23 protein-coding genes are annotated in these 24,567 nt (G+C 59.7%); 15 read left to right on the forward strand and 8 right to left on the reverse strand.

Translation table 11 applies throughout. From position 1 onward, the window contains the following. Window positions 1–31: 31 nt before the first annotated feature. Window positions 32–1,054, reverse strand: a complete 1,023-nt coding sequence (locus PQR27_RS35685; protein WP_408528231.1) for an AraC family transcriptional regulator — start codon at window positions 1,052–1,054, stop codon at window positions 32–34. 435 nt (window positions 1,055–1,489) lie between these two features. Here PQR27_RS35685 and PQR27_RS35690 point away from each other — a divergent pair, with 435 nt between their 5' ends. Further along, window positions 1,490–3,241 carry a PHA/PHB synthase family protein gene (locus PQR27_RS35690; RefSeq protein ID WP_408528232.1) on the forward strand — a complete coding sequence of 584 codons (1,752 nt, stop codon included), beginning with the start codon at window positions 1,490–1,492 and terminating at the stop codon, window positions 3,239–3,241. A 120-nt stretch (window positions 3,242–3,361) separates the two neighbouring features. Then, the gene (locus tag PQR27_RS35695; protein ID WP_408528233.1) at window positions 3,362–4,132 is read left to right on the forward strand and encodes an enoyl-CoA hydratase; all 771 of its coding nucleotides are present in this window, start codon (window positions 3,362–3,364) and stop codon (window positions 4,130–4,132) included. A 272-nt stretch (window positions 4,133–4,404) separates the two neighbouring features. On the opposite strand, the gene PQR27_RS35700 is transcribed toward PQR27_RS35695, so the two are convergent. Next, window positions 4,405–5,058: a TetR/AcrR family transcriptional regulator gene (locus PQR27_RS35700; RefSeq protein WP_408528234.1), complete on the reverse strand. Its 654-nt coding sequence runs from the start codon at window positions 5,056–5,058 to the stop codon at window positions 4,405–4,407. Between the two features lie 414 nt (window positions 5,059–5,472). Between PQR27_RS35700 and PQR27_RS35705 the strand changes: the two genes are divergently transcribed. Continuing rightward, window positions 5,473–5,721: a hypothetical protein gene (locus PQR27_RS35705; RefSeq protein WP_408528235.1), complete on the forward strand. Its 249-nt coding sequence runs from the start codon at window positions 5,473–5,475 to the stop codon at window positions 5,719–5,721. Between the two features lie 67 nt (window positions 5,722–5,788). On the opposite strand, the gene PQR27_RS35710 is transcribed toward PQR27_RS35705, so the two are convergent. After that, window positions 5,789–7,276, reverse strand: coding sequence for an aldehyde dehydrogenase (locus PQR27_RS35710; protein WP_408528236.1), 1,488 nt, complete (start codon window positions 7,274–7,276; stop codon window positions 5,789–5,791). A 113-nt stretch (window positions 7,277–7,389) separates the two neighbouring features. Continuing rightward, window positions 7,390–7,968 (reverse strand): thioesterase family protein, encoded by a 579-nt coding sequence (locus tag PQR27_RS35715; protein ID WP_408528237.1) that lies wholly within the window; start codon window positions 7,966–7,968, stop codon window positions 7,390–7,392. 368 nt (window positions 7,969–8,336) lie between these two features. Here PQR27_RS35715 and PQR27_RS35720 point away from each other — a divergent pair, with 368 nt between their 5' ends. Next, entirely contained in the window at window positions 8,337–9,452 is a 1,116-nt protein-coding gene (locus PQR27_RS35720) for a porin (RefSeq protein WP_408528411.1), read from the forward strand. Between the two features lie 103 nt (window positions 9,453–9,555). On the opposite strand, the gene PQR27_RS35725 is transcribed toward PQR27_RS35720, so the two are convergent. The 3 genes from PQR27_RS35725 to PQR27_RS35735 all read right to left on the reverse strand — a co-directional run bounded on the left by PQR27_RS35725 (window position 9,556) and on the right by PQR27_RS35735 (window position 13,763). Beyond that, the gene (locus PQR27_RS35725; RefSeq protein ID WP_408528238.1) at window positions 9,556–11,691 is read right to left on the reverse strand and encodes an acetate--CoA ligase family protein; all 2,136 of its coding nucleotides are present in this window, start codon (window positions 11,689–11,691) and stop codon (window positions 9,556–9,558) included. Window positions 11,692–11,813: 122 nt separating this feature from the next. Next, on the reverse strand, window positions 11,814–12,971 hold the full coding sequence (locus tag PQR27_RS35730; RefSeq protein ID WP_408528239.1) for an acyl-CoA dehydrogenase family protein: 1,158 nt from the start codon (window positions 12,969–12,971) through the stop codon (window positions 11,814–11,816). Between the two features lie 3 nt (window positions 12,972–12,974). Further along, the gene (locus PQR27_RS35735) at window positions 12,975–13,763 is read right to left on the reverse strand and encodes an enoyl-CoA hydratase-related protein (RefSeq protein WP_408528240.1); all 789 of its coding nucleotides are present in this window, start codon (window positions 13,761–13,763) and stop codon (window positions 12,975–12,977) included. A gap of 277 nt (window positions 13,764–14,040) precedes the next feature. On the opposite strand from PQR27_RS35735, the gene PQR27_RS35740 reads away from it, so the two are divergent. The 6 genes from PQR27_RS35740 to PQR27_RS35765 all read left to right on the forward strand — a co-directional run bounded on the left by PQR27_RS35740 (window position 14,041) and on the right by PQR27_RS35765 (window position 19,019). After that, window positions 14,041–14,760 carry an NAD(P)H-dependent oxidoreductase gene (locus tag PQR27_RS35740; protein WP_408528241.1) on the forward strand — a complete coding sequence of 240 codons (720 nt, stop codon included), beginning with the start codon at window positions 14,041–14,043 and terminating at the stop codon, window positions 14,758–14,760. Window positions 14,761–14,791: 31 nt separating this feature from the next. Beyond that, entirely contained in the window at window positions 14,792–15,547 is a 756-nt protein-coding gene (locus PQR27_RS35745) for an electron transfer flavoprotein subunit beta/FixA family protein (protein ID WP_408528242.1), read from the forward strand. 22 nt (window positions 15,548–15,569) lie between these two features. Further along, complete coding sequence (locus tag PQR27_RS35750) at window positions 15,570–16,505, forward strand: electron transfer flavoprotein subunit alpha/FixB family protein (RefSeq protein ID WP_408528412.1); 936 nt, start codon at window positions 15,570–15,572, stop codon at window positions 16,503–16,505. Between the two features lie 52 nt (window positions 16,506–16,557). Next, window positions 16,558–16,692, forward strand: coding sequence for a hypothetical protein (locus PQR27_RS35755; RefSeq protein ID WP_408528243.1), 135 nt, complete (start codon window positions 16,558–16,560; stop codon window positions 16,690–16,692). A gap of 18 nt (window positions 16,693–16,710) precedes the next feature. Continuing rightward, window positions 16,711–17,349: a MarC family protein gene (locus PQR27_RS35760; protein ID WP_408528244.1), complete on the forward strand. Its 639-nt coding sequence runs from the start codon at window positions 16,711–16,713 to the stop codon at window positions 17,347–17,349. Between the two features lie 77 nt (window positions 17,350–17,426). After that, complete coding sequence (locus PQR27_RS35765; protein ID WP_408528245.1) at window positions 17,427–19,019, forward strand: 5-guanidino-2-oxopentanoate decarboxylase; 1,593 nt, start codon at window positions 17,427–17,429, stop codon at window positions 19,017–19,019. Between the two features lie 13 nt (window positions 19,020–19,032). Here the strand turns inward: PQR27_RS35765 and PQR27_RS35770 are convergent, their stop codons facing one another. Then, complete coding sequence (locus PQR27_RS35770; protein ID WP_408528246.1) at window positions 19,033–19,710, reverse strand: TetR family transcriptional regulator C-terminal domain-containing protein; 678 nt, start codon at window positions 19,708–19,710, stop codon at window positions 19,033–19,035. A 339-nt stretch (window positions 19,711–20,049) separates the two neighbouring features. Here PQR27_RS35770 and PQR27_RS35775 point away from each other — a divergent pair, with 339 nt between their 5' ends. From PQR27_RS35775 to PQR27_RS35795, 5 genes are all read left to right on the forward strand, one after another. Then, a complete protein-coding gene (locus tag PQR27_RS35775) occupies window positions 20,050–20,835 on the forward strand; it encodes an ABC transporter ATP-binding protein (protein WP_408528413.1) in 786 nt (261 codons plus the stop codon). A 97-nt stretch (window positions 20,836–20,932) separates the two neighbouring features. Next, on the forward strand, window positions 20,933–21,730 hold the full coding sequence (locus PQR27_RS35780; protein ID WP_408528247.1) for a transporter substrate-binding domain-containing protein: 798 nt from the start codon (window positions 20,933–20,935) through the stop codon (window positions 21,728–21,730). Between the two features lie 33 nt (window positions 21,731–21,763). Beyond that, a complete protein-coding gene (locus PQR27_RS35785; RefSeq protein WP_408528248.1) occupies window positions 21,764–22,480 on the forward strand; it encodes an ABC transporter permease in 717 nt (238 codons plus the stop codon). 49 nt (window positions 22,481–22,529) lie between these two features. Next, a complete protein-coding gene (locus PQR27_RS35790) occupies window positions 22,530–23,225 on the forward strand; it encodes an ABC transporter permease (protein ID WP_408528249.1) in 696 nt (231 codons plus the stop codon). A 36-nt stretch (window positions 23,226–23,261) separates the two neighbouring features. Then, window positions 23,262–24,443: a pyridoxal phosphate-dependent aminotransferase gene (locus tag PQR27_RS35795; RefSeq protein WP_408528250.1), complete on the forward strand. Its 1,182-nt coding sequence runs from the start codon at window positions 23,262–23,264 to the stop codon at window positions 24,441–24,443. The last annotated feature ends 124 nt before the right edge of the window (window positions 24,444–24,567 follow it).

Consider the following 24,567-nt stretch of genomic DNA (forward strand, 5'->3'; position numbering starts at 1 on the left):
TTATTGAGGATTTTGGAAAGGCAGACATAGATCATTTGATCGAGCTATGTTTCACGCTCCGGTAGTCACTGGGACGCAGTCCAGTCCACTTCTGGAACGCCCGGTAAAACGCGCTGGGTTCGGCGAAGCCAAGCTCTTGAGCGATCAAACCGATGGGACGGTCACTTCCCTGAAGCGCCTCTATTGCAAAATCGCGTCGCAAATGGTCCTTGATAGAGAGGTATGTCTGTCCTTCTGTCCGGAGTCGCCGCCGCATCGTTGCTTCCGACAGGCGAAAATGCCTTGCTAGCGCGCTTGATGTGGGCCAGTTCATCGTTGGACTTCCTCGTAGAAGGTGTCGCACCTGCGCCGCTAATGAGCCGGGGTTGCGGTATCTGACGATAAAGTTGCCTGGAGCATCCCTTAGAAAGGCATTGACCGATCTATTGGCTTGAATAACAGATAGATCAATAAAGTCATTCATCAAATCGACATATGTGGATTCTTGTCCGAACGTGAGCTCTTCGCAAAAAAGCAGCTTGTATTCGTCAACGGCAGCCGGCTCGGAATACCGGAAGCACGCTCGCAATACAGATATACGCTTACCCACGAGCCAGCAAACGAGTCCGTAGACGAGAAGAAAGTAGGTTGCGTATGCAAACATTGTTGGCGATTGGCGTTGCTCCGGGTGCACGAATTCCAAACGCACACTTTTGCCTTTCGCGCTGACTTGCACGAAGAGATCGTCTAGCACAAGGCGCATGAATGCAACCGACCTTGCGAGTGCGCGGCCGCCTGTCTGAGCAGTGAGCGCTGCGCGCGTCATCGCGACGAAGCTGCCGCTTCTCATCGGATGAGAATCTTGTCCGAAGAACTCATCATCTAGAGCGATGGCGATCCTGTTCCACAAAGCTCCGTACTGTTCTGAGGTAATTCGGCTTAGCGGTGATTCGAGGGCAGCCGGAGAGATTCCCGCGGCATCTAGTAGTGGACTCGCATCAAGGCCGCCACATCGAGCGAGGCTCAACGTCTCCTCAACGAGGATCACCGAAACGGTTCCTTTTTCATTTTCCATGCAGGTTCAGCGAGTCTGAAGTGTCCCATACGTCTTGTATGGCATTAACGCTCAGGTCAAGTGACCGCGTCGAGCATCCCAATTTCGACAGTGCATGAATACACTGTGAACCAGTGTTTCGATCTGCGCGAGTGCTTTTCAACAGTATAGGCACTTGTAACGAAGCGTGGTGAGTAGCGGCGGAAGGTCAATACGTATTCGAATGGAGATTAGGCTATGAAGATCCTGGTTCCACCGTCAGGACGAGTACGTTGAGGATGAGGGTCATATTGAAATTCAAATGACAAATCCGGAAAAATACGTAGGAGTATGGAGTAGAAAAAAACCAGGTTCGAGTTGGGGAAGTTGGTAGTACGTGGCGAATATGCACTGACAGGCAAGAACTGCCGGCTGCGGTGCCGATCATCCTTGAAGCTCTATTCCGGGGAAAATTTTATGCGGTCGACCATCATCGGTAGCATTAATCTCGACAATTTATTCCAGACTCTTTGGCAGGCACAGCAAGAGTACCTGGCCGACGCCGTGCAGCGGTCTAACGTTATCGGTGATTTTATGTCCAGTGATGCTGCAAAAGAAGTTGGACAGTTTTTGATAAATCTATATAGCTTCAACGTTGGTAAGGTCGCCGACATCGAGGGGCAGTACCTCGAAAAGCAGTTGGCTTTATGGTCGAACATGTTGGCACAAACCACCGCCAATCCTGTCGTTGAAGCTGATAAAGGTGATCGCCGGTTCGATGCTCCGGAGTGGAAGGACTATCCTTTGTTCGATTACATCAAGCAGTCTTATTTGCTGACATCTAACGCGCTGCTGCAAGTGATTGAGTCCGGGAACCTGGACGAGAAAACCAAGGAGGAAATGGCATTTCTTGTGCGCCATTTCGTTGACGCCATGTCACCAGCCAACTATGCGCTCACCAGTCCTGAAGTGCTCAAACTGGCTATAGAAACAAAGGGGCAAAGTTTGGTAAGCGGTCTCAAGAGCCTGCATGAAGATGTCAGAAAAGGCTATATCTCGCTTTCAGACGAGGCGGCCTTCGAAGTTGGCAGAAATCTTGCAAATACGCCTGGTGCGGTGGTGTACGAAAATGAACTCATACAGTTGATCCAGTATAAGCCGATGACCGACAGGGTGCATGAAGTCCCATTGGTTATCGTGCCTTCTGTAGTTAACAAATTCTACATACTGGACCTTGCACCGGAGAGCTCATTCGTTCGCTACTACGTCTCACAAGGCTATACCGTTTTCATGGTGTCGTGGCGCAGTACATCGCCGGCATTGCAGCATCTCACTTGGGACGATTATGTCGAGAAGGGTGTGATAGCGGCGATTGAAGTGACGTCGGAAATTACGAAGCAGGAGAAGGTCAATACGCTTGGCTACTGCGTTGGCGGCTCTCTGCTGGCTTGTGCACTCGCCGTGCTTGCATCAAAACGCAGATATCCGGCGGCCAGCATGACCCAGCTGATCGCCATGCTGGATTACGCTGACCCGGGTGAAATCGGCGTTTATCTGGGTCGTGCTTTTCTCGACCACCGAATGAAAGCGCTCTCCCGAGGTGGAATTGTTTCCGGCAAAGAGCTTTCTCGGGCTTTTGCGAGCCTGCGCGCGAACGATCTGGTGTGGTCCTTCGTGATCAACAACTACTTGAAAGGCAAGATGCCGTCCGCGTTTGACCTTTTTTACTGGAACAGCGACGACAGCAACCTTCCCGGACCGATGTTCTCATCCTACGTGCGCGAGTGCTATACGGAAAACAGATTGGTACAGCCCGGTGCCATGAAGGTGTGCGGTGAGTCGGTGGATTTGCGCTTGATCGATTTGCCAACATACATTTTTAACGCTAGCGAGGATCACCTGGTTCCCTGGAAGTCCGGATACGAAAGCGTGAGACATTCAAGGGGAGAGGTCGAATTTGTATTAGGTGGAGGTGGCCACATCACGGGTCCTGTCAATCCATTTTTCAGGAACAAACGGAACTACTGGATCGGCGGTGACGTTGGCGGAGGTGCCGACGAGTGGCTTGCAAGCGCCCGCTCTATGCCGGGCAGTTGGTGGCCCCATTACGCTGCCTGGCTTAGAGGCCATTCCGGGGAAGAGATCCCGGCGCCTAAGAAACCTGGCAACGGAAAGTATGGAGAGATCGAGGCCGCACCGGGTCGCTATGTCAAAGAGCGGGTGCAGTGATGTAGACGCGACAAAGCATGAGTCCTTGCGCGATGCCCAATCTTGACGGTGGCGTTCATCTATGTAGGCGTCTTGCGTCAATGCCGCGTGTCGTGCTTTTTCAGTCATTGGAGAGCAAAAATGATCGACTATCGGAAGGAGGGCCACACTGCCGTCCTGACCATCAACAATCCACCCGCCAATACCTTCACCGCTGAAAGTTTGCTATCGCTGAAGGAACAGGTACGCGCGTTGAATGACGATCGGCAAATCTATGCCGTTGTGGTCACTGGGGAGGGCAACAAGTTCTTCAGCGCCGGTGCGGAGTTGAAGAGCTTTGCCGCGGGAGACAAAGTAGCGGCGCGGTTGATGGTGCAAAGATTCGGTGAAGCGTTCGAAGCGCTGCAGGAGGCACGCCCGGTTGTTATCGCAGCAATCAACGGCTACGCAATGGGGGGCGGACTGGAATGCGCGCTCGCTTGCGATATTCGCATTGCCGAGGAACAGTCGCAGATGGCGCTCCCCGAACCTGCAGTGGGCTTGCTTCCCTCCGGTTGTGGTACTCAGACGCTGCCTTGGCTGGTGGGGGAAGGCTGGGCCAAGCGCATGATCTTGACCAACGAGCGGGTGAATGCCAATGCTGCTTTGCACATGGGACTGGTCGAGGAGGTCGTGGGCAAAGGTCAATCCCTGGATTCGGCTCTCAAGATGGCGGAACGCGTTGCAAGCCTGAGCCCTCAAGCGGTTGCGTTCAGCAAACAACTGATCCACAGTGCCCGTCAGGGTGTCCCGCGAAGCGCCGCTCTGGCGTTGGAGCGCGAGCGCTTCATTGACCTCTTCGATTGGGACGATCAGCGCGAAGGCGTGAATGCCTTTTTGGAAAAGCGCAAGGCAGTCTGGAAGAACGGCTAAAGCTACTTCGGAAAGCGGTGGCAAGACGCAGCGGCGTCACCGTCTGTAAATGCACGAGCCAATTCCTGGCGAGGGCGGGGCAGGGCTCGTTGCTCAGGTACCCAATACACTCCAGACGTTTTTCACTAAAGCTCTATCTCCGACCGGCGGTCGCCGACGCGGCGTAGTTATGTCGCGTGGCGGCAGGTGCATGAGGGCAGAGACTGCGTTTGATTGCGCCGTGCGGGCCAGCCACCTTCGTGTGCAGTTGGAAACCCCACGGCAGGACGTGCTCATTCCTCCGCTTTGCCCAAACCACTCCATACGACCTTGATAGCCCTGCGAAATGCGTGCAATCGCGAAACATCATCGTCACACCAGCGCAGGAAAATAACCAGGCCCTGGCAACTTGACATGATCAATGCGCCGCGCAATTCGCGCTCCTCTATCGACAATTCCGGATTGATCTCGCCGACAAGCTGCGCGAAAAGCCTGCTGAACTGCTTCTGCACATCCACGACGACATCACGCGCGAACGATTCATGCAGCGCCAATCCCCAGGTTTCGACGACACCTGCTGATAATCCAGGCCCGACAAAGTCGGCGAATGCGTCGTCAACGATTGAGTCAAGCCTCGCCTGCGGGGAGCGGCTTCGGTTTTCGACAAATTTTCGAAAGCGTTCGAAGTACCGTTTTGCAATCTCCTCGATTGTGGCGCGCAATAGTGCCTCGCGGCTTGAAAAATAATGTTGCAATGTGCTCAGTCGAATGCCCGCATCGTTAGCCACGCGGTTGATTGTGTACCCGGCGTAACCTGCGGCAATCAGCACATTGATCGAAACTTCGATGATCTCGGGTACCCGACTATCCCGATTGCCGCGACGCCTCACTGGCGCTGCCGTGTGCGGATCAAATATCGCTGTGGAACTGAGGGACAGTTTTTTCACGTGCACTCCGTTCTGAGGCGCTGACGATTTCCCTGTTCAGCACACAGTTGTTCGTCCGCCAGTAGCGACGAAGTTCCGTCGCCCTATAGGACACCAATCAAGGTGGTATTTCTGCAGCCGCGGAACATCGCGTTCGCGTCTGCGCTGTGGCTAACCCGACACTTGTATGACGGAATGGGTCAGCTAACCGTATTTCATTATAGGTTGAAGAACCTATTTTTCCTAGGCATCGCACGGCAAACGTCAGACGTGTCGGCGATATGACGGGAATATGGTTTACCCTGAATACTCTAAGTTGCTCGTTGACTTATAGGTTATCCAACCTATATTTGTTGATATGGTTTTCAACAGGGCGTTGCGATGTTCTGGCCGGGAAGGCGGGCCACCGTGGCGTTGCCGTCAGAGGAGAGCGAAATGGGTTCGGGCGAGAAGTGCTTGCGAACGCTGGTGGGCAAGTGGTTTGGCCCTTCTTCGGCGGTGAAGATCCGCGTAATCGAGTTCAGTCGCACACGGGCGGATCGACGGCGCTATGTGCGTATCGTCGGGCAGCGGACGGACGGCGGTTTGACCATCGTTTTCTTCCGGCACGATGACGGTTCGTGGAATGTGTTTCCTGCAAATACGCGTAGGCCAGCGATGCACGCTTACCAACTTGCGGCATAAGCGATGAGCGATAGTCGGGCGATCGAGGAGGAGCGCCAAATACGTCCGTTCCTGCCCGATTTCCCGCTCACAGCTTCACAATAGTGGACTTCAATTCCGTGTACTTCTCGAGAGCATGCAAGGAATTATCGCGCCCGTTGCCTGATTCCTTGAACCCTCCGAATGGGAAGTTCATGTCGTCCGTTTCCTCGTAACAGTTGACCCAGACCGTGCCGGCGCGCAATCGTCTCGCGGTTTGGTGCGCCGTACTCAAGTCCGCGCTCCAGACCGCGGCAGCGAGACCGTATGGAGAACGATTGGCCACGGCGATCGCGTCATCCAGGTCATGGAATTCAAGTATCGACAGCACGGGCCCGAAAATTTCCTCGCGGACCAGCGGCATATCGTCGTGTGCACAGTCAAACACAGTCGGTTCAATGTATTGTCCGCCGGACTCGGCGAGCATGCGCCGACCGCCCGCTAGCAACCGCGCGTGCTTGCGGCCCTCATCGACATAACCTATGACGCGCTCCACCTGCGATTGGTCGATCAGGCAACCCATTCGCGTCTCCGGTGAAAGCGGGTTGGCTGGCGAATAGGCCTGCGCCGCAACCAGCACACGTTCAATGAAATCCCGCTTGATGTCCCGGTGTACGAGCAGGCGCGACCCCGCTGTACACATTTGCCCCGTGTTGTAGAACACGGCACGCGCGACGGTCTGCGCGGCGTAATCCAGGTCGGGGCAATCCGGCAGAACAAGCTGCGGGGACTTGCCACCCAGTTCGAGCCAGACACGTTTGAGGTTGGATTGCGCGGCGTAGCCCGCAATTTTTCGTCCCACTGCGGTCGATCCTGTAAACGCAATGCAATCGACGTCGACGTGGCTCGCCAGCGCCTGGCCGGTATCGCCGAATCCCGGTACTACATTCAGCGCACCGGGCGGCAGACCTGCCTCGTGCGCGAGTTGCGCAAGCCGCAGCGCGCTCAACGGCGATTTCTCCGACGGCTTGAGCACGACGCTATTGCCGCACGCCAGCGCCGGCGCGCATTTCCAGATTGCAATCAGCGCGGGGAAATTCCACGGAACGACGGCTGCTACCACGCCCAGCGGTTCTCGCGTCACCAGTCCAAGAAGTTGACGGCTCGTCGGCGCGACTTCTCCCTGCACTTTATCGATGGCCTCCGCGAACCAGCTGATGCAATACGCCGCTGACGGAATGTCGACACCTGTCGTGTCTGTTATGGGCTTTCCCGTATCGAGCGTTTCCAGCAGCGCCAGTTCCTCGCTGTGCTCACGCACGAGTTCGGCCCACCGCAGCAATACATGCTTGCGCGCTCGCGGCTCGAGATTCGCCCATGCGCCGCTTTCGAAGCATTGCCGTGCCGAACTGACAGCGTGTTCGACATCCACTGCCTGACAGCGCGCCACGTGCGCGAGGGTTCGGCCGTCGATCGGGCTGGTGCAAGGAAAGGTGCTTGCGTCGGCGGCGTGCGTAAACGCGCCGTCGATCCACGCTCGACCTTCTATCTGAAGCTGGGCAGCACGCGAGGTCCAGGCGTCGAGTGTCAGGGTCATACGTTCCTCGTTGTCGATGCGCGGCGAGCGCTCAGGTCGATGCTCGCCATGGTGGCAGGATGAGTTTCAATGAACCGGTGCGGCAGGCAACGCATGCCGGCACTCGCGCGCGATCAGACGGTGCTCGCGCTACCGCGCCGTTCTATCGACAGCAAGGTGTTGACCGTATCGTCACCGGGAGCCTGCGCATGGGCGCGATGAATCACCTCGAATCGCGCCCGCAGGTCCATCGGAAACGGCGTTGATTTGCCCGCGTTCATGTCCACGTGGACAAGTATCTGCTCCGCTGTGGCAAGCAGCGTCTTGCGATCCGCGTGATACATCGCGTGTGCGATATGCAGGCGTTTGTGGTCAAAGTCGAGTAGACGCAACGTCAGGCGCAGTGGTTCGCCCAGGCCGACTTCGCGCAGATTGCGGATGTAGGTCTCAGCCGTATAGAGCGAAAGGCCCTGCGCCCGATACGCCTCGTCGATGCCGGCATATCGGAAGAAGGCGTCGCTGCTGTCGCCGAATACAAGCAGATAGCACGACTCGCTCATGTGCTGGTTGTAGTCCACCCACTCCACCTTCACGTTGCAGCGATGCAGTTCGAGCGGTGCGGGAACCGCGGCGCGAAGATCGAAGGGGACCGACGCCTGTCCCTCCAACGGCGAGCGAAGCCGCTGTCCTGTCTCCTGACTATCGTTCTTCACCTTGGTCACGCCTCCCACTGAAGAATGGAATTGATAGGTGTTCACCCGAACCGGCAATGCGTGTCAAACGTTGTCGTCCGGTGCCGACTTCCGGATAGTAAATTTAATTGAACGAATTTTCAATACGAAGTGGTGGACAACATACGCGTCATGCAACAAGCCTTTTATTTTTATTTGCTATTGAACATTCGTTCAGTCAAACTTGGCTACGGCTTCGAGCGACCGCATGTGTCGTTGACTCTGTTGGTCATTCGTTTTGCCGCCCTAACGAGTGCATGCGTTGCGCCTTCGCTGCGCTTGCCGTGCACAAGACGAAATCCAACGACACTACTCACGGAGCGGAAGCCTTGAAGACGAATAAAAAATACATGATTGCGTGCGCGGCCGGCCTGCTGGCAAGCGCGCACGCATTGGCGGAGAACAGCGTCACGTTGTACGGCATCATCGATGCAGGGCTGACGTACGTTAGTAACGCGGGTGGCCCGCATCAGTACCTTTTCGATGACGGGATCTCCTACGGCAACCGGATCGGCTTCATGGGCACCGAGGACCTGGGCGGGGGCGCCACGGCCGTGTTCAAACTCGAAAGCGGTTTCCGGCTCGGGACCGGGCGCCTCAATCAGGGCGGCGCGTTGTTCGGGCGGCAGGCTTACGTGGGGCTCGGCAACAGCTGGGGGACGCTGACATTCGGCAACCAGTATGACTTTGCCTACGATTTCACGGCGAACTACAACGTCAGCGCGTTCGCCAACGGCTACGGCGTACACCTGGGTGACCTCGACCGGCAAAGTGGTGACCGCCTGCAGAATTCCATCAAGTTCGTGAGCAATAACTTTCACGGCATCGTGATCGGGGGCATGTATTCGTTCAGCAATACTGCCGGCAATTTCCACGATGGGAGTTCATGGAGCGTCGGCTCGACGTATTCGATCGGTAACTTCTCCGCGGGCGGTAACTACACTCGCCTGAACAAGCCGACGGGTCTCGCCGCGCTCGACCCCTACGCACAAATGGGCGTGACGAGCATGCTCGGCCAGACGGTCGCCACCGTCGATCCGGCAACGGGTGCTGTGACGGACCTGTATTCGGGCACGCCATTCCAGATCGATTCCCAGTCTATCTTTGGGATCGGTGCGTCGTATGTGTTCGACAAGCTGACCGTGAGCGGCGACTTCAGCAATACGACGTTCAAGGGCTTTGGCAATTCGTCGACCATGCGCGTCTACGAAACCGGCTTGCAATACCAGGCCATGGTGGATCTGGCGTTGATCGCCGGCTATCAATACACGACGTTCGAGGGGCACCACTGGCACGAGGTAGCATTGGGCTCGCACTACTCGCTGTCCAAACGGACTGACGTGTATGCGGGCGTCGACTGGATGCGCGCCTCGAGTGGCGTGGATGCGGTGATCGGCTATAGCTTCACGCCTTCGTTGAGCCGCAATCAGACCGCGGTTCGCGTCGGTATGCGCCACAATTTCTGATGTGCGCCCGCGTGTGCCGACAGCAACGGCGCACGCCTTCAACACGATCTGGGAACAAGTCCGCTTCGATCGGTATGACCGAAGCGGACTTCGAAAACCGCTCCTAAACTTCTAGCCGTACGAGTGCGTCCACCGCCGTAGCGCCTTGCGCGTGCACGAGCAACGGATTCACGTCCAGTTCCACCAGCGTCTGCGCATGAGCTTCGGCAAAGCGGGCCACGGCCATGATGTTGCGTACGACCGCATCCAGATCAGCGGGCTCCGTGCCTCGATAGCCGGTCAGCAGCGGACCCAGCTTGAGACGCAGCAGCGCGGAGCGTACCTCTTCTTCGCGGACCGGCAGCAACATCGTCACCGTGTCGCGGATCAACTCGACCAGCACACCACCGCTGCCGACCACCAGCGCGAGACCAAAATCCGCCTCGCGTTTCACGCCGACAATCAGTTCGAGCAACGGCGCGGACGCCATACGCTCCACCAGAATATGCTCGACCTTCACGTCGGGCGCATAACGGGCGACACTCCGCGTCATTCGCTCGACGGCGTCCGTCACGGCCTGCGGCGAATTCAGCTTGAGCGCCACCGCGCCCGCTTCGGTTTTGTGAGGCAGATGTTCGCTCACGACTTTCACACACACAGGAAAGCCGAGTCGCTGCGCGACCTCCGGCGCCAGAGCGGGTGTCGTGAGTTCTCCCGCCGGCACGCTGAGGCCGTACGGGCTCAGCATGCACTTGCTGTCCCATTCGTCGTGCAGGCGGCTACTGCCCGCGTCGCCGCCAACCTGCAAAATCGGCAACGCGGACAGGCTGTCCGTATCGAGTACGCGTTGACGCGTCGTGCCGTACCACATTGCCGCACCGAGCGCCGCGATGCCTTCGGCAAGACCCTGAAGCGGCGCGATGCCGGCAGCGACCATGCGCGCTGCGTGCTCCGGCGGCGTGAGGTCGGGAAACACCGAAATCATTGCGCCTGTCACGCCGTGGCGACGCGCCGAGTCCGCGAATGCATCGGCGGCGATATCGCACAGTGGACGCTCGCCGGTGTTTTCCTTCGGATAGTCGAGGATCATGGCCGCGGCGCCGGGCGTGGCACCAGGCGCGTCGCCGAGCAGCGCGTCGCAGCAGACTCGCATGGCCTCGGGATTGCCCCAGGGCGTTGTCGTGAAATCGAGTGGATTGGCGATGTTCGCATAGCTCGGCAGGACGCGTTGCAGCGTTTCGCGGGCGCGCGCCGTCACCGGCGGAAATTCGATGTCGTAGGCTTCGGCGAGATCGGCGACCAGACCTGCATCGCCACCCGAAGTGGCGAGCGCCGCGAGCTTGCGGTTCTTCGGCACACCGCCGATCGCCAGCAGCTTCAGTGTCTCGACCAGTCCAACCGGATCCTTGACGCGAATGATGCCGAGCCGCTCGAAGAGCGCGCCATAGAGTTCGTCCGAACCCGCGAGCGAACTCGTATGGCTCAACGCGAGCGCGGCGCCGAGCTTCGACACGCCGGTCTTGAGCGCAACAATCGGCACACCCTTCGCAAGCGCTCGCGACGCGGCTTCGCTGAACGCGCGCACATTCTTCAGCCCTTCCAGATGGACGCCGATTGCCTTGATCCTGGGGTTGTCGAGGAACGCATCGATGAGTCGCGCGACGTCGATGGCCGCCTGATTGCCGACGCTGACCAGATAGGCGAACGGAACCGCACGCGTGCTCATCGAGAGGTTGTACGCAAGGTTGCCGCTTTGCGTGATCACCGCGACACCTTGCTCCACGCGCGCTGCGCCGTGCGCGACAGGCCACATCGACGCGCCGTTCAGGCAGTCGAGCAAGCCATAACAGTTCGGGCCGAGAACGGCCATGTTGCCGGCCGCGTCGAGCAGGCGCGCCTGCAAGGCTGCGCCGTCGGAGCCGGTCTCCGAAAATCCCGAAGCGTAAACGATGCACCCACCGGCGTCACGAGCGGCAAGCTCACGCACGACATCGACTGACGCGGCGCCGGATACGGCGATAAACGCCGCATCCGGCGCATGCGGCAAGTCCGCGATGCTTCGATAGCAGGGCACGCCGTCGATGGCGCTGTGCGTCGGGTTGACCAGATAGATCTCGCCCGCAAAGCCGAACTCGCGGCAGCGCTTGACGGCGCCGGCGATACCGCGGCCGCCGACAAACGCAATATGGGAAGGATTGAGAAGACGGCGCAGATTCGCGGAAACCAGGTCGTCGCGACCGGCGGCGGAAAGAGTTGCCATGACTTGTCTCGTTGTTGAGTCAGGACGCGTATCTATCGCATCCGGTGTGTGGTTCGTATGCGCGCGGGGCCGACCCAACGGTTGCCGGGCACCCCGCGTCGACTGGCGTCTGCTGCGTACTATCAGCTGTAGCGGCGCAGGATTTCCTTCGAAAGAATGTGTCGCTGGATTTCGGACGTGCCTTCCCAGATCCGCTCGATACGCGCATCGCGCCAGAAGCGCTCGATCGGCAGTTCGTCCATCAGTCCCATGCCGCCGTAAATCTGCACCGCGTGGTCGGTCACGCGGCCCAGCGTTTCGGTGGAGAGCACCTTGGCGAGCGCGGCGTCGCCGTTGGTCATCGTGCCTTTGTCGAGTTTGTCCGCCGTGAACAGGGTGACCAGTTCGGCGGCGCGGATCTCCGTGGCCATGTCGGCCAGCTTGAACGAAGTGCCCTGGAATTCGCCGATGCGTTTGCCGAATTGTTCCCGCGTGGCGGCCCATTCCGCAGCCATTTCAAAGGCGCGCTGCGCGCGGCCGATGTTATTGGCGGCCACCATGACCCGGCCCGCGGTCAGCCACTCGCTCGCGAGTTCGAAGCCGCGATGTTCTTCTCCGAGGATCTGCCTGGCGCTGACCCGGCAGTCGGACAGAAAGATCTCCGACTGGTGGTAGCCGCGCAAGCTCGTGCAATGCGGCCCGCGCCGTATCGTCATGCCGGGTGTGCCTTTGTCGATGAGAAAGCAGGTCACCTGTTTGCGTTTGCGGCCGCGGACCTCCTCTTCGCCAGAGACGGCAAAGAGAATGATGTAGTCCGCTGTTTCCGCGTGGCTGATGAAATGCTTGCTGCCGTTGATCACGTAGTCGTCGCCGTCGCGTATCGCGCGAGTGCGGATACCCATGGCGTCTGAACCGGCGCCTGGCTCGGTCAGTGCGAAGCAGTCGACGAGTTCACCGCGCACGGTTGGCTTCAGATACCGCTCGATCTGCTCTCCCTTGCAGGCCATCAGAATCTTGCTCGGGCGGCCGACGAATACGTGCAGCGCCCAACTCGTGCGGCCCAGCTCACGTTCGACAAGCGCCTGCGTCACATAGTCGAGCCCGGCTCCGCCCACACTGTCGGGCATGTTGAAAGCGTACAGGCCGAGTTCGATCGCTTTCTTGCGAATCGACGTGGCGAGCTCGGTGGGGACTTCATCCGCGCGGTCCACGGCGAATTCGTGCGGTTGCATTTCCTTTTCCACGAAAGTGCGCACGGACGACACCAACATTTCCTGCTCATGCGTAAGCGAAAAATCCATGAATTATCTCCCTGCAAACCGTGGAGCGCGCCCTTCGACCGACGCACGCAATGCTTCCTGACCGTCTTCGCTGTGTCCGCACGCGACGCCTGCGCTCAGTTCCCGTTCTAGCTGCTCTTCAAGCGTGGCGGCAAGCGAACGCGCGAGAAGCGCCTTGGTGTGGCCAAACGCGACGCTGGGGCCGATTGCGAGCCGTTCCGCGAAAGCGGCGACATGCTGCGTTAAGTGAGCCTCATCGACGACCTCGGAGACGAGGCCCGCTGCCTGCGCGTCGTGTGCCGACCAACGTTCGTTGAGAAAGATGAAACGCTTGACGACATCTGGCCGTGCAATGCGGGGGAGAAACCATGAGCCGCCCATGTCGGGACTATAGCCCATGCCCGTATAGCCGCAACGCAGCGACGCCACCGAACTGGCGATGCGGAAATCACACGCGAACGCGATGTCGGTGCCGGCGCCGACAGCCGATCCGTTCAGCGCGGCAATCGTGGGACGAGGGAAGCTGGCAAGTTGCTTGACAAACGCATGGGCTTTATCAGTCCATCCGTAGGTGTCCAGCTCGCCGTTGGCTTCGGCCTGCGCCCATTCGTCGACGTCGGCGCCCGCGCAAAATGCCTGACCGGTACCCGTGATGACCAGACACCGGATAGAAGGGTCGGCCGAATCGGCCTGCAACGTTTCAGTCAGGAAGTCGAGATGTGGACGAGCCAGCGAGTTGCGTCGCGACGGCCTGTCCAGACGTATTGTTCTGATGCCATCGCGCTGTTCGATGCGAATGTCGCCGTTGATCATGGTGCTTGCCTCTCTCCTTTGATCGTCTCGGGTAACCGGCAGGGTCGCCGCTACTTGTGGCCCGCGTTCTGGCGTAGTATAAATTCTATTAAATGAACGTTCAACCCAAATTTGAAGACGCCCGGCCTGCGGGGCTTTGCCGGGTGAGTCGAATGCGGATTGACTGGTTGGTGCAGCAGGGGAGGAAGGCGGATACAGCGCGCGTCCCCTCATTCATTCGCCGGCACATTCGTCGGGCGAAACCATCTGTTCTGTGTTGCCCTGGAGAAATCTCGACATGAAAGTATTGATCGTACACGCGCATCCCGAACCGCAATCTTTCACGGCTTCGATGCAACGATGCGCCGCGCAGACCATGCGGGCGCTCGGACATGAAGTGATGGAGTCCGACCTCTATGCGATGAACTGGAACCCGGTGGCAAGTGCCGCGGATTTCGGCGTGCGCAATAACGAGGACTATCTGGTCTACGCACTGGAGCAGCGGCAGAACGTGGCGGCAGAGGCGATTGCGCCGGATATCGCCGATGAGCTTGAAAAGCTGCTCGCTTGCGATCTGGTGATTTTCAGCTTTCCGCTTTTCTGGTGTTCCATGCCCGCCATCATGAAAGGCTGGATCGACCGGGTGTTCGTCTCCGGCAGGATCTATGGCGGATTGCGCTTCTACGATCGCGGCGGAATGCGCGGCAAGCGCGCGTTGCTGGCCTATACCTGCGGAGGCCGCGATTTCATGTTCGACTCGAACGGTGTTCACGGCGACATGGATCTGATGATGCGACATGTGTTGCGCGGCACGCTGGGATACGCGGGCTTCGACGTGTTGCCGTCGTTCGTCGCTTATCACGTTCCGTATCTCGCACAGCGTGAGCGCGAAAAACTGCTGGAATCCTATCGCGACTATCTGACGAAGCTCGATGAGCTCGAACCGCATTCTTTCCCGTCGCTTGACGATTTCGACGCGGAAATGAATCCGCTGCCGCGCGTTCTCCAGGCCGGCTAACACGACGGGTCAATTTGATAAGGGTGGTGACATGAGTTTCAAAGTATTGGTCGCGGTGAAGCGGGTGACGGACTACAACGTGAAAGTCCGGGTCAAATCGGACGGCACGGGCGTCGACCTCGCGAACGTGAAGATGTCGATGAATCCGTTTGATGAGATCGCGGTTGAGGAGGCGGTGCGGTTAAGGGAAGCGGGCGTTGTCAGCGAGGTAGTGGCCGTTTCTTGCGGCGTTGCGCAAGCGCAGGAAACGCTGCGCACGGCGCTGGCGATCGGCGCGGATCGTGCGATTCTGATTGAGTCGACTGAAGAATTGCAGCCGCTGGCTGTCGCTAAGCTGCTGAAGGTGGTGGTTGATAAAGAGCAACCGTCTTTGGTGATTCTCGGCAAGCAGGCGATCGACGACGATTCAAATCAGACCGGTCAGATGCTGGCTGCTTTGGCCGGTCTGCCGCAAGCGACGTTCGCGTCGAAGGTTGTCGTGGCAGACGGCAAGGCTACCGTTTCGCGCGAAGTTGACGGCGGCGCGGAAACGCTGTCTTTGAAGCTCCCCGCAGTCATCACCACCGACCTGCGCCTGAACGAGCCGCGCTACGTGACGCTGCCGAACATCATGAAGGCGAAGAAAAAGCCGCTGGAAGTCGTCAAGCCTGAAGATCTGGGTGTTGACGTCACGCCGCGCCTGAAGACGCTGAAGGTTGTCGAGCCGCCCAAGCGCTCCGCCGGTGTGAAGGTGCCGGATGTGAAGACGCTGGTCGAGAAGCTGAAGACCGAAGCCAAGGTGCTGTAAGGAGACTGACGAAATGACGAATCTGGTGAATCTTGTAGTAGCAGAACACGACAACGCGTCGATCAAGGCCGCGACGCTGAACACGATCGCAGCGGCGCAAAAGATTGGTGGCGACATTCACGTGCTGGTCGCGGGTCACAACGCGCAAGCCGCAGCGGATGCAGCAGCAAAGATTGCAGGCGTTAGCAAAGTATTGCTGGCCGACGCGCCGCAACTCGAAGCGGGCCTGGCAGAAAACGTCGAAGCGACCGTGCTGAACATCGCGAGGGACTACTCGCATATCCTCGCGCCGGCCACCGCCTACGGCAAGAACATCGCCCCGCGTATCGCAGCGAAGCTGGATGTCGCGCAGATCAGCGACATCACCGCGGTGGACAGCGCCGACACGTTCGAGCGCCCGATCTACGCTGGCAACGCGATCGCGACGGTTCAATCTCAAGACCCGATCAAGGTCATCACAGTCCGCACGACCGGCTTCGACCCAGTGTCAGCCGAAGGCGGCAGCGCAACGGTCGAGAAGATCGAAGCGGCGGCGGACACCGGCCTGTCGCAGTTCGTGAGCCGTGAAGTGACGAAGCTGGATCGTCCGGAACTGACCTCGGCGAAGATCATCGTTTCGGGTGGCCGTGGTCTGGGCAACGGCGAGAACTACACCAAGGTTCTGGAACCGCTGGCCGACAAGCTGAACGCAGCGCTGGGCGCCTCACGCGCAGCAGTGGATGCGGGCTTCGTACCGAACGACTATCAGGTCGGGCAAACCGGCAAGATTGTCGCACCACAACTGTACGTGGCGGTCGGCATCTCGGGCGCGATCCAGCATCTGGCCGGCATGAAGGACAGCAAAGTGATCGTGGCGATCAATAAAGACGAAGAAGCGCCGATTTTCAGCGTCGCCGATTACGGCCTCGTGGGCGATCTGTTCGACGTCGTCCCGCAGCTCGGTGCGGAAATCGGCTGATCCACCGGCCAGCATCGGACTGATCAAGGCCGGCGCATAACAAGGAGACGCGATGAAACGCGAAGGAGTGGTGGTAATCGGAGTGCGACCAGCAATCGGCGCCTTTGGCGGCGCCCCGAAAAGCGAACCGCCGACGAAACCCGGCAACACGATCGCGCGCGAAGCATTGCGTCGTGCCGGCCTTTGAGCAAGGAGAGCCGACGCCATGACCATGTCGTCCAGTGACGTGATGGTATTCGTGATGAGTCTGCTGACGATGTTTTGCCCGCCCGTCGCCATGCCGATGTATGCCGCCGTGACTGGCCACTTTCCCGCGTCGATCCAACGCCAGATAGCGCTGCGCTTATTTGCGTGGATCGGCGCGCTGATGGTCGGCGCCGCATGGGGAGGGCAGTTCGTCTTGCGGCTCTTCGGCCTGACGCCTGGCGCTTTGACGCTGACTGGCGGCCTCGTCCTCTGCCTGTGGTCCATTCCGATGATGCATGGCGCAATCGGCGGCGGGGGGGACGGTACCGGGCTCAAGCTCGAATACGCGCAATGGCGCAACTTCATCGCCGTGCCTTTGATCTTTCCGCTATCGATCGGCAGTGCGGTCATCTCGCTTGTAATCGCGACCGCGGCGCGGTTTGATACGATTGGCGACCGATTCCTCATCAGTGCCCTGTGTGTCGCGCACGCGGCGGCTATCGGGCTCGCGTATGCGTTGTCCGGTCTCTGGTGCAACCGGCTCGGTGTGGCGAGCAAGGTGTTGGTGGAGCGGCTGTCGGGCATCGTGTTGACAGCCATCGCGTTTCAGATGCTCGCGCAAGGCGTGCGTGAGCTTCTCCCCGGTCTCGCATCGTGATGATCGAGCGATGCTTACAGGTCGCGCCGGCTGGCGTGACGCATTGAATGAATCTCCACACTGACGGATGAAATGATATGAAAACAGTGGGTATGTACCTCGTCGAGCTCCTCGCGGCCTACGGCGTGGACACCGTCTTCGGCATTCCCGGCGTCCACACCATCGACCTGTATCGCGGGTTGGCGGGAAGCCGGATACGCCATATCACGGCGCGCCATGAGCAGGGGCTGGGATTCATGGCCGACGGCTACGCGCGCGCGAGCGGGCGGCCAGGTGTGTGCTTCGTGATCACGGGACCGGGCATGACCAATATCGCCACGGCGATGGCGCAGGCTTATGCCGATTCGATTCCCATGCTGGTGATCTCGAGCGTCAACGCACTGGGCAAACTCGGTTCCGGCAACGGCCACTTGCACGAGATGCCTGATCAGCGGACGTTCACGAGTGGTGTCGCCGAATTCAGTCACACGATTACGCGCGCGGAAGAGCTGTCGCAAGTTATCGCGCGCGCGTTCGCGGTTTTTTCGAGTGGGCGTCCGCGGCCGGTGCATATCGAGTTGCCGCTGGACGTGATCAATGCCGACGCGCTCGATCTGCCGGCTATTCCGCCAGCGCCGCCTCGCGCGAAGGCGGGGCCGGCGGCGTCGCAAGCAATCGAAGACGCGCGCATCGCGTTGGAAAAGTCGCGCTTGCCGGTGATTTTTGCGGGTGGCGGCGCGCTGGGTGCTGCTGCCGAAGTGCAATGGCTCGCCGAAATGCTCGATGCGCCCGTCGTCATGACGATCAACGGACGCGGCATCTTGCCCGCCGGCCACCCGCTCGCGATCTCACTGTCCGCATCCAGCGCCGCGGTACGCGCAATGATGCGCGAGAGCGATCTGGTGATCGCGCTCGGCACGGAGCTCGGCCCGACCGATTACGATCTCTACGCGGATGGCAGCTTCGAAAAGCCGGCCAACCTGCTGCGAATCGACATCGACGCTCAACAACTGTTTCGCAACGCGATGCCGACGTTGCCGTTAGCCGGCGATGTCGGCGAAACGCTGCGAGCGCTGCGGCGAGACGGGCTCGCCGGCCTGCGTGCCAATGCAGGCGCAAGCCGGGCGGCGGCATGTCGCGCCGCGGGCATGAGCGAACTGGATGCAATCACCTCGAGCGATCTGCGCATGCTGGCGGAAGTGAGCCAGGTGCTGCCGCAAGCGCTGATCGTGGGCGATTCCACGCGCCTCGTGTACTCGGGCAACCTCGGGTATGAAGCGCCGCGACCGCGCGCCTGGTTCAATGCGTCGGTCGGTTTCGGCTCATTGGGCTACGGGTTGCCGGCGGCTATTGGCGCGAGCCTCGCGGAACCCGCGCGAAAGGTGGTGTGTCTCGCCGGCGACGGCGGCTTTCAGTTCACGCTGGGTGAACTGGGTACCGCGTACCAGCATGGCGCGAACCTGATCGTGCTGCTGCTGAACAACGGCGGTTACGGCGAAATCAAAAGCGCAATGCTGGGTCGCGGTGTCGAGCCGATCGGCGTCGATCTGCACACGCCGGACTTTGTTGCCATTGCTGAGGCTTATGGCTGGTCAGCGGAGCGTATCGACGCTGGTGCGCCGCTCGCGCAGACATTGGCCGCCGCCGCGCAGCGCGGCACACCTCACCTGATTGAATTAATGGTTCGGTAAGGCGTGAAGTGGGTCAAGCGGAGGCGTGAACCGGTGCGCCCCGCTTTTTATCCGCCTTGGACGGTGACAGAAAGCTGTTGACGACCTGCATGCATCCGCTTAGCGCTTCATCGGCCGTGAACGACGCGGGGTCGCGCGCCAGTTCGAGCCAGAATCCGTCGATGACCGCCGTCAATGTCAGCGCGGCAAGTTCACTATCAATAGGCGTCTTCTGCGTCTCGCCAATCTGGTCGAACAATCGGGTCAACGCAAGACGGTAGCTCGCGTACAACTCCTTGTGCGCTTTGCGAATCACCGGATCACTGTGCGCGACGCTCCAGAATCCGAGCCACACCTTGACGTTTTTCGGCGCGAAGACGGGCGCCGCAAAACAGACCCGTATGATCGCATCGAGCTTGTCCGCCGGCGTGGACGCTTTCGCTGCTGCCGCTCTCGACACGTCCAGCAGATCGGCGGCGAGCCGCTTGTAGGTTTGCGCCATCAGTTCGTCTTTCGACTGGAAGTGATGGTTGATGAGTCCTCGCGATACTTTCGCCTCGGAACAGATACGGTCGATCGTGGTTTCCGAATAGCTATAACGCGCGATGCAGCGCATGGTGGCGTCGATGATCGATTGCTGACGGACGGCCGGGTTTTCACGGATCCCACGGCCGCGTGTGGGGACGGATTCGTTGCCGATGGTCTTTTTCACGTGATTGCCTTCAAGGGTCGTCGATTGATCGATTATATGTGAGCGTAGAACGATCGTTCAATTAGAAACTATTGTCTGCACGGGTATCGTCGAGGCGGCGTTGGAAGCCGCACGCGCAAGCTTTCGTGACGGCTTGCGCGATCTCCGCCAGGGTCCCTCCCATCAGGGCAAAAACTGATCTCGATTATTTATGAAAACTGTTGAACCGTTGTTCAACAAGCCATATACTCAGCCTCACATGAAGGGGAGTTGTCCGCCAGATAACTCATCACGGTTCCGTCGGCGCGAGACGCTTGCGAAGGAGACAGAATGCTGGCCTCGGTAAATGGCAGTAGTCGAATAACGGTGGCGGCACAGGAGCGGGTGCGTATCGAGAATCTCCACAAGAGTTTCGGGGAGTTGGAAGTTCTCAAAGGCGTGTCGCTCACCGCGCGGGAAGGCGAAGTGATTTCGCTGATCGGCGCGAGCGGTTCTGGAAAAAGTACCTTGCTTCGCTGCATTAATCTTCTTGAAGTGCCTTCGCAGGGAACGATAACGGTTGACGGCGAGCAGATCCAGCTCGGCGTCGATCGCAAGGGCCGGCCGGTCGCAAGGGACCCGCGCCAGGTCGAACGGATTCGTACGCGACTCGGCATGGTCTTTCAGAATTTCAATCTCTGGGCGCACCGCACCGTGCTCGAAAACGTGATCGAGATGCCCATCCATGTACTGGGCGAAGCGCGCGCGGAAGTGGTGGGCCGCGCCGAGCAACTGCTCGAACGCGTGGGGCTCATCGACAAGCGCGACGTTTATCCCGCGTTTCTCTCCGGTGGACAACAGCAGCGCGTGGCGATTGCGCGTGCGCTGGCCATGCGCCCGAAAGTCATGTTATTCGACGAACCCACCTCCGCGCTCGACCCCGAACGCGTGGGCGAAGTCCTGAAGGTGATCCGCGATCTCGCGTGCGAAGGCCGCACGATGATCCTCGTCACACATGAAATGGAATTTGCGCGCGACGTGTCCAGCAAAATCATGTTTCTTCATCAAGGCCGCGTGGAAGAGAGCGGCGCGCCCAGCGAGATTTTCGACACGCCGAGCAGCGAGCGTTGCCGTCAATTCGTCACGGCCCATAAACAGCGTCATTGAATGCCGTACCCGAGGGCGCAACGAAGATGTCTTTGGCTATACGCCCGCGATTGAAACTTCCTCTTTGCAACCACCCTTCCTCAGGAAAGGATCGACCATGAAACGAATGCTTCGCCATCTGGCTTTGCTGACCTCCCTCGGCGTGACGTTGTGTTCCTTTGCGGCGCCCGCCGCCGCAGCTCAGGACACGCTGCGTTTCGGCGTTGCCGCGGAGCCTTATCCGCCGTTTCTGGTCAAGACGCCCTCCGGGCAGTTCACCGGCTTCGAGCCCGATCTGATCCGGGCGCTCTGCGCGCAGATGAACGCCAAGTGCGAGATCAAGGAAGTGGCGTGGGATGGCATCATCCCCGCCTTGCTGGACAACAAGTTCGACGTGATCTTCAACTCGATGGGGATCAGCCCGGAACGTCAGAAGGTCATCGCCTTCTCGCGCCCGTACTATGAGACGACGGGGATTTTCGTCGCGCCGAAGAATGTGAAACTGACGCTGACGCCCGCCGGTCTGGCAGGCAAGTCCATCGGCGTGCAGGGTTCCACGACCAATGCGGAATTCGTCCAGTCGGCTTACGGCAAAACGTCCACCATCCGTGTCTACAACACGCAGGATGATTGCAATGCCGATCTGCTTGCCGGCCGCATCGACGTCATGTTCATGGACAAGGTCGGCGACATCGATTTTCTGAAGTCGAAAGACGGGGCGACGCTCGAAGAGAAAGGGACCGGCAGCATCAAAATGGACCCGCTGAAGTATGGCCTGGGTGTGGGCGCCGGCTTGCGTAAAAATGACACGGCACTGAGAACGCGCATCGACCAGGCGCTCACGCAGTTGCACGATTCGGGCAAATACACCCAGATCTCGGAGAAGTACTTCCCGGTCGATCTCTGGCCACATTGATATCAAAACAGTAGAGACAAGCAGGGGGATGCGTTGAACTTCGACACATGGGTAGCGTATCTGGGCATGGACCCTGACGGCTGGGGCGTGGCGATGCTGCAAGGCGCGGTCGTCACGCTGGAAATTTCGTTCGGGGCATTTCTGGTGGGTATCGTGTTGGGCCTGCTCGGCGCGTTTGCGAAGCTCTCCGGCATTCAGCCGCTCGTGCGGATCGCGCAGGCTTACACCACGTTGTGCCGGGCGGTGCCGGAATTGCTGCTGATTCTCCTGCTCTACTTCGCGGGTACCGACGCCGTCAATCTGCTGATCTCGGCGGTCGGTGTCGGACCTGTCAGCGTCAACGGCTTCGCGGCAGCGGTGATCGTGCTCGGCATCGTGCAGGGCGCGTACGCGTCGGAAATCATTCGCGGTGCGATTCTTGCCATTCCCTATGGACAGATCGAGGCCGGCCGGGTATTTGGCGCGCGGCCGGGCCTCGTGCTGCGCCGTGTGATCCTGCCCGCGATGGCACCCTACGCGCTGGCCGGCTTCGCGAACCTGTGGCTCATTCTCGTCAAGGACAGCGCGCTCATCAGCGTGGTGGGCTACAACGAACTGCTGAGCACGGCCAAGCAGGCGGCGGGCTCGACGCGGGAATATCTGCGCTATTACCTGTTGGTGGCGGCCGTGTATTTCATCATTACGTCGCTATCCAACATCCTGTTTCGCGAGATCGAGCGCCGCTTTGGTCGCTGGATGCCGAGTTCCTGATTGCCGAATTCCTGATTGCCGCTGGTCGAACTTTTGCCGGGTACCTGCTATGGAATGGAGTGTGTTGTCGTCGTATGGGTCGATGCTGTTGCTGGGTGTGGTCACCACACTCAAGCTGCTCATCATTTCAGGCGTGCTGGGATTTCTGCTGGCGATCGCTGTCGCGTTCGCGCGAATCTCGCAAAACCGGCTGCTCGCGTACCTGAGCAAAGGCTTCACTGAAGTCATCCGCGGCACGCCGCTGCTCGTGCAGATCTACGTTTTCTACTACGGACTCGGGTCGCTGTTTTCCGGCTGGCCCTGGCTGCGCGAGACCTTCCTCTGGCCGTTTCTGCGCGACGGCTTCTGGTATGTCGCGTTGGCTCTCGTGATCAGCGTGGGCGCCTATGTCGGTGAAGTGCTGCGCGCAGGACTGCGAGCCGTGCCGAAAGGCGAGATCGAAGCGGCCCGCGCCATGGGCATGCGTCCACGCGTGATTGTGCGCCGTGTCTGGCTGCCGCGCGCCATTCAGATTCTGCTGCCGACGCTGGCGGGCGAGACGGTCATGCTGCTGAAGTCGACCGCACTCGCATCCACGGTCGCCGTCATGGATGTGCTGGGCGCGGCGAACTACATTCGCGGTCAAACCTTGCGCACCTACGAGCCGCTGCTCGCCATCGCCGTGATTTACGTGGTGCTTGCCATCGTGATCGAAAGAGCGTTCGGCTATCTGGAGCATCGTGTGCCGGTTCGCTCCGCACGTTGATTTGCACGAGACGTATTACGACCCAAGGAGGCGGGGATGGAGTATTCGAAGCTGGTGGAACGCTTGCAAGGCAAGCGGACGTCGGCGTGGGAGATTCACTACGCGGCGCAGAAAGCGCAGGCTAATGGCGAGGATGTGATTCTGCTGAGCGTTGGCGATCCGGATTTCGCCACGCCGGCGGTGATCGTCGAACGCGCGGTGAAGGCGTTGCGCGACGGCGATACGCACTACACGGAAGTGGCGGGCCGCCCCGCGCTGCGGGCGGCGATCGCGCGGGAGTGCGCGCGAACCACTGGCCAATCCGTCTCGGCGGAGAATGTCATTGTCGTGGCCGGCGCGCAGAACGGTCTGTTTGCCGCTTCGATGTGCCTGTGCGAAGCGGGCGACGAAGTCATCGTGCCCGAGCCGATGTATCTCACCTACGAGGCGAGCGTGCGTGCGTCGGGCGCGACGCTGGTGCCTGTGCCGGTCGATCCCGCTCGCCAGTTTCACCTCGATTGCGATGCGCTCGAAGCCGCGATCACGCCGCGCACCAAAGCCATTTTCTTCGCCACACCCTGCAACCCCACCGGCGTCGTGATGCCGCGCGCGGATCTCGAACGCATCGCGAAACTGGCTTGCGAGCACGACCTGTGGGTGCTGTCCGACGAAGTCTACGCGGATCTCACGTTTGACCACGAGCACGTGAGCATCGCGGCGCTGCCCGGCATGGCGGAACGTACGCTCACATTGGGTAGTCTGTCGAAGTCGCACGCGATGCCTGGCTGGCGCGCGGGTTGGGCTTGCGGGCCTGCGGCACTGATCGGTCATCTGGAACGCCTCGCGCTGTGTATGCTCTACGGCCTGCCGGGGTTCATCCAGGAGGCGGCGCTCACCGCGCTTGAGAACAAGCCGCAGATCGTCGCCGACATGCGCGCCATCTACCGGCGCCGCCGCGACGTGGTCTACGAAGGCTTGCGGCGCGTGCCGGGCTTGCGCTGTCTGTTGCCGGAAGCGGGCATGTTCATGATGGTCGACGTCACGGGCACCGGCCTGAACGCGTACGATTTCACGTGGCAACTGTTTCGCAGCCAGGGCGTCGCATTGCTGGACGCAAGTGCGTTCGGCGAGACGGCGAATGGCTTTGTGCGCTTCGGATTTGTCGTCGATGAGGCACGGCTCGACGATGCCTGCCAACGCGTCGCGGCGTTCGTGCAAAGCCTGAATCGAAGTCACTGACTATATCCCTCATCCGCAAGCAGAACGCGGGTGGTAGCGCATTGCGCTACCACCCGCGTTTGCTTTTCCGGTACGACGTTTCTTCTCATCCGATTATGCCCGGCTCGCCAGCGCGTTCAGACGC

It is taken from the genome of Paraburkholderia fungorum, assembly GCF_046027215.1.
Taxonomy (GTDB): domain Bacteria; phylum Pseudomonadota; class Gammaproteobacteria; order Burkholderiales; family Burkholderiaceae; genus Paraburkholderia; species Paraburkholderia fungorum_D.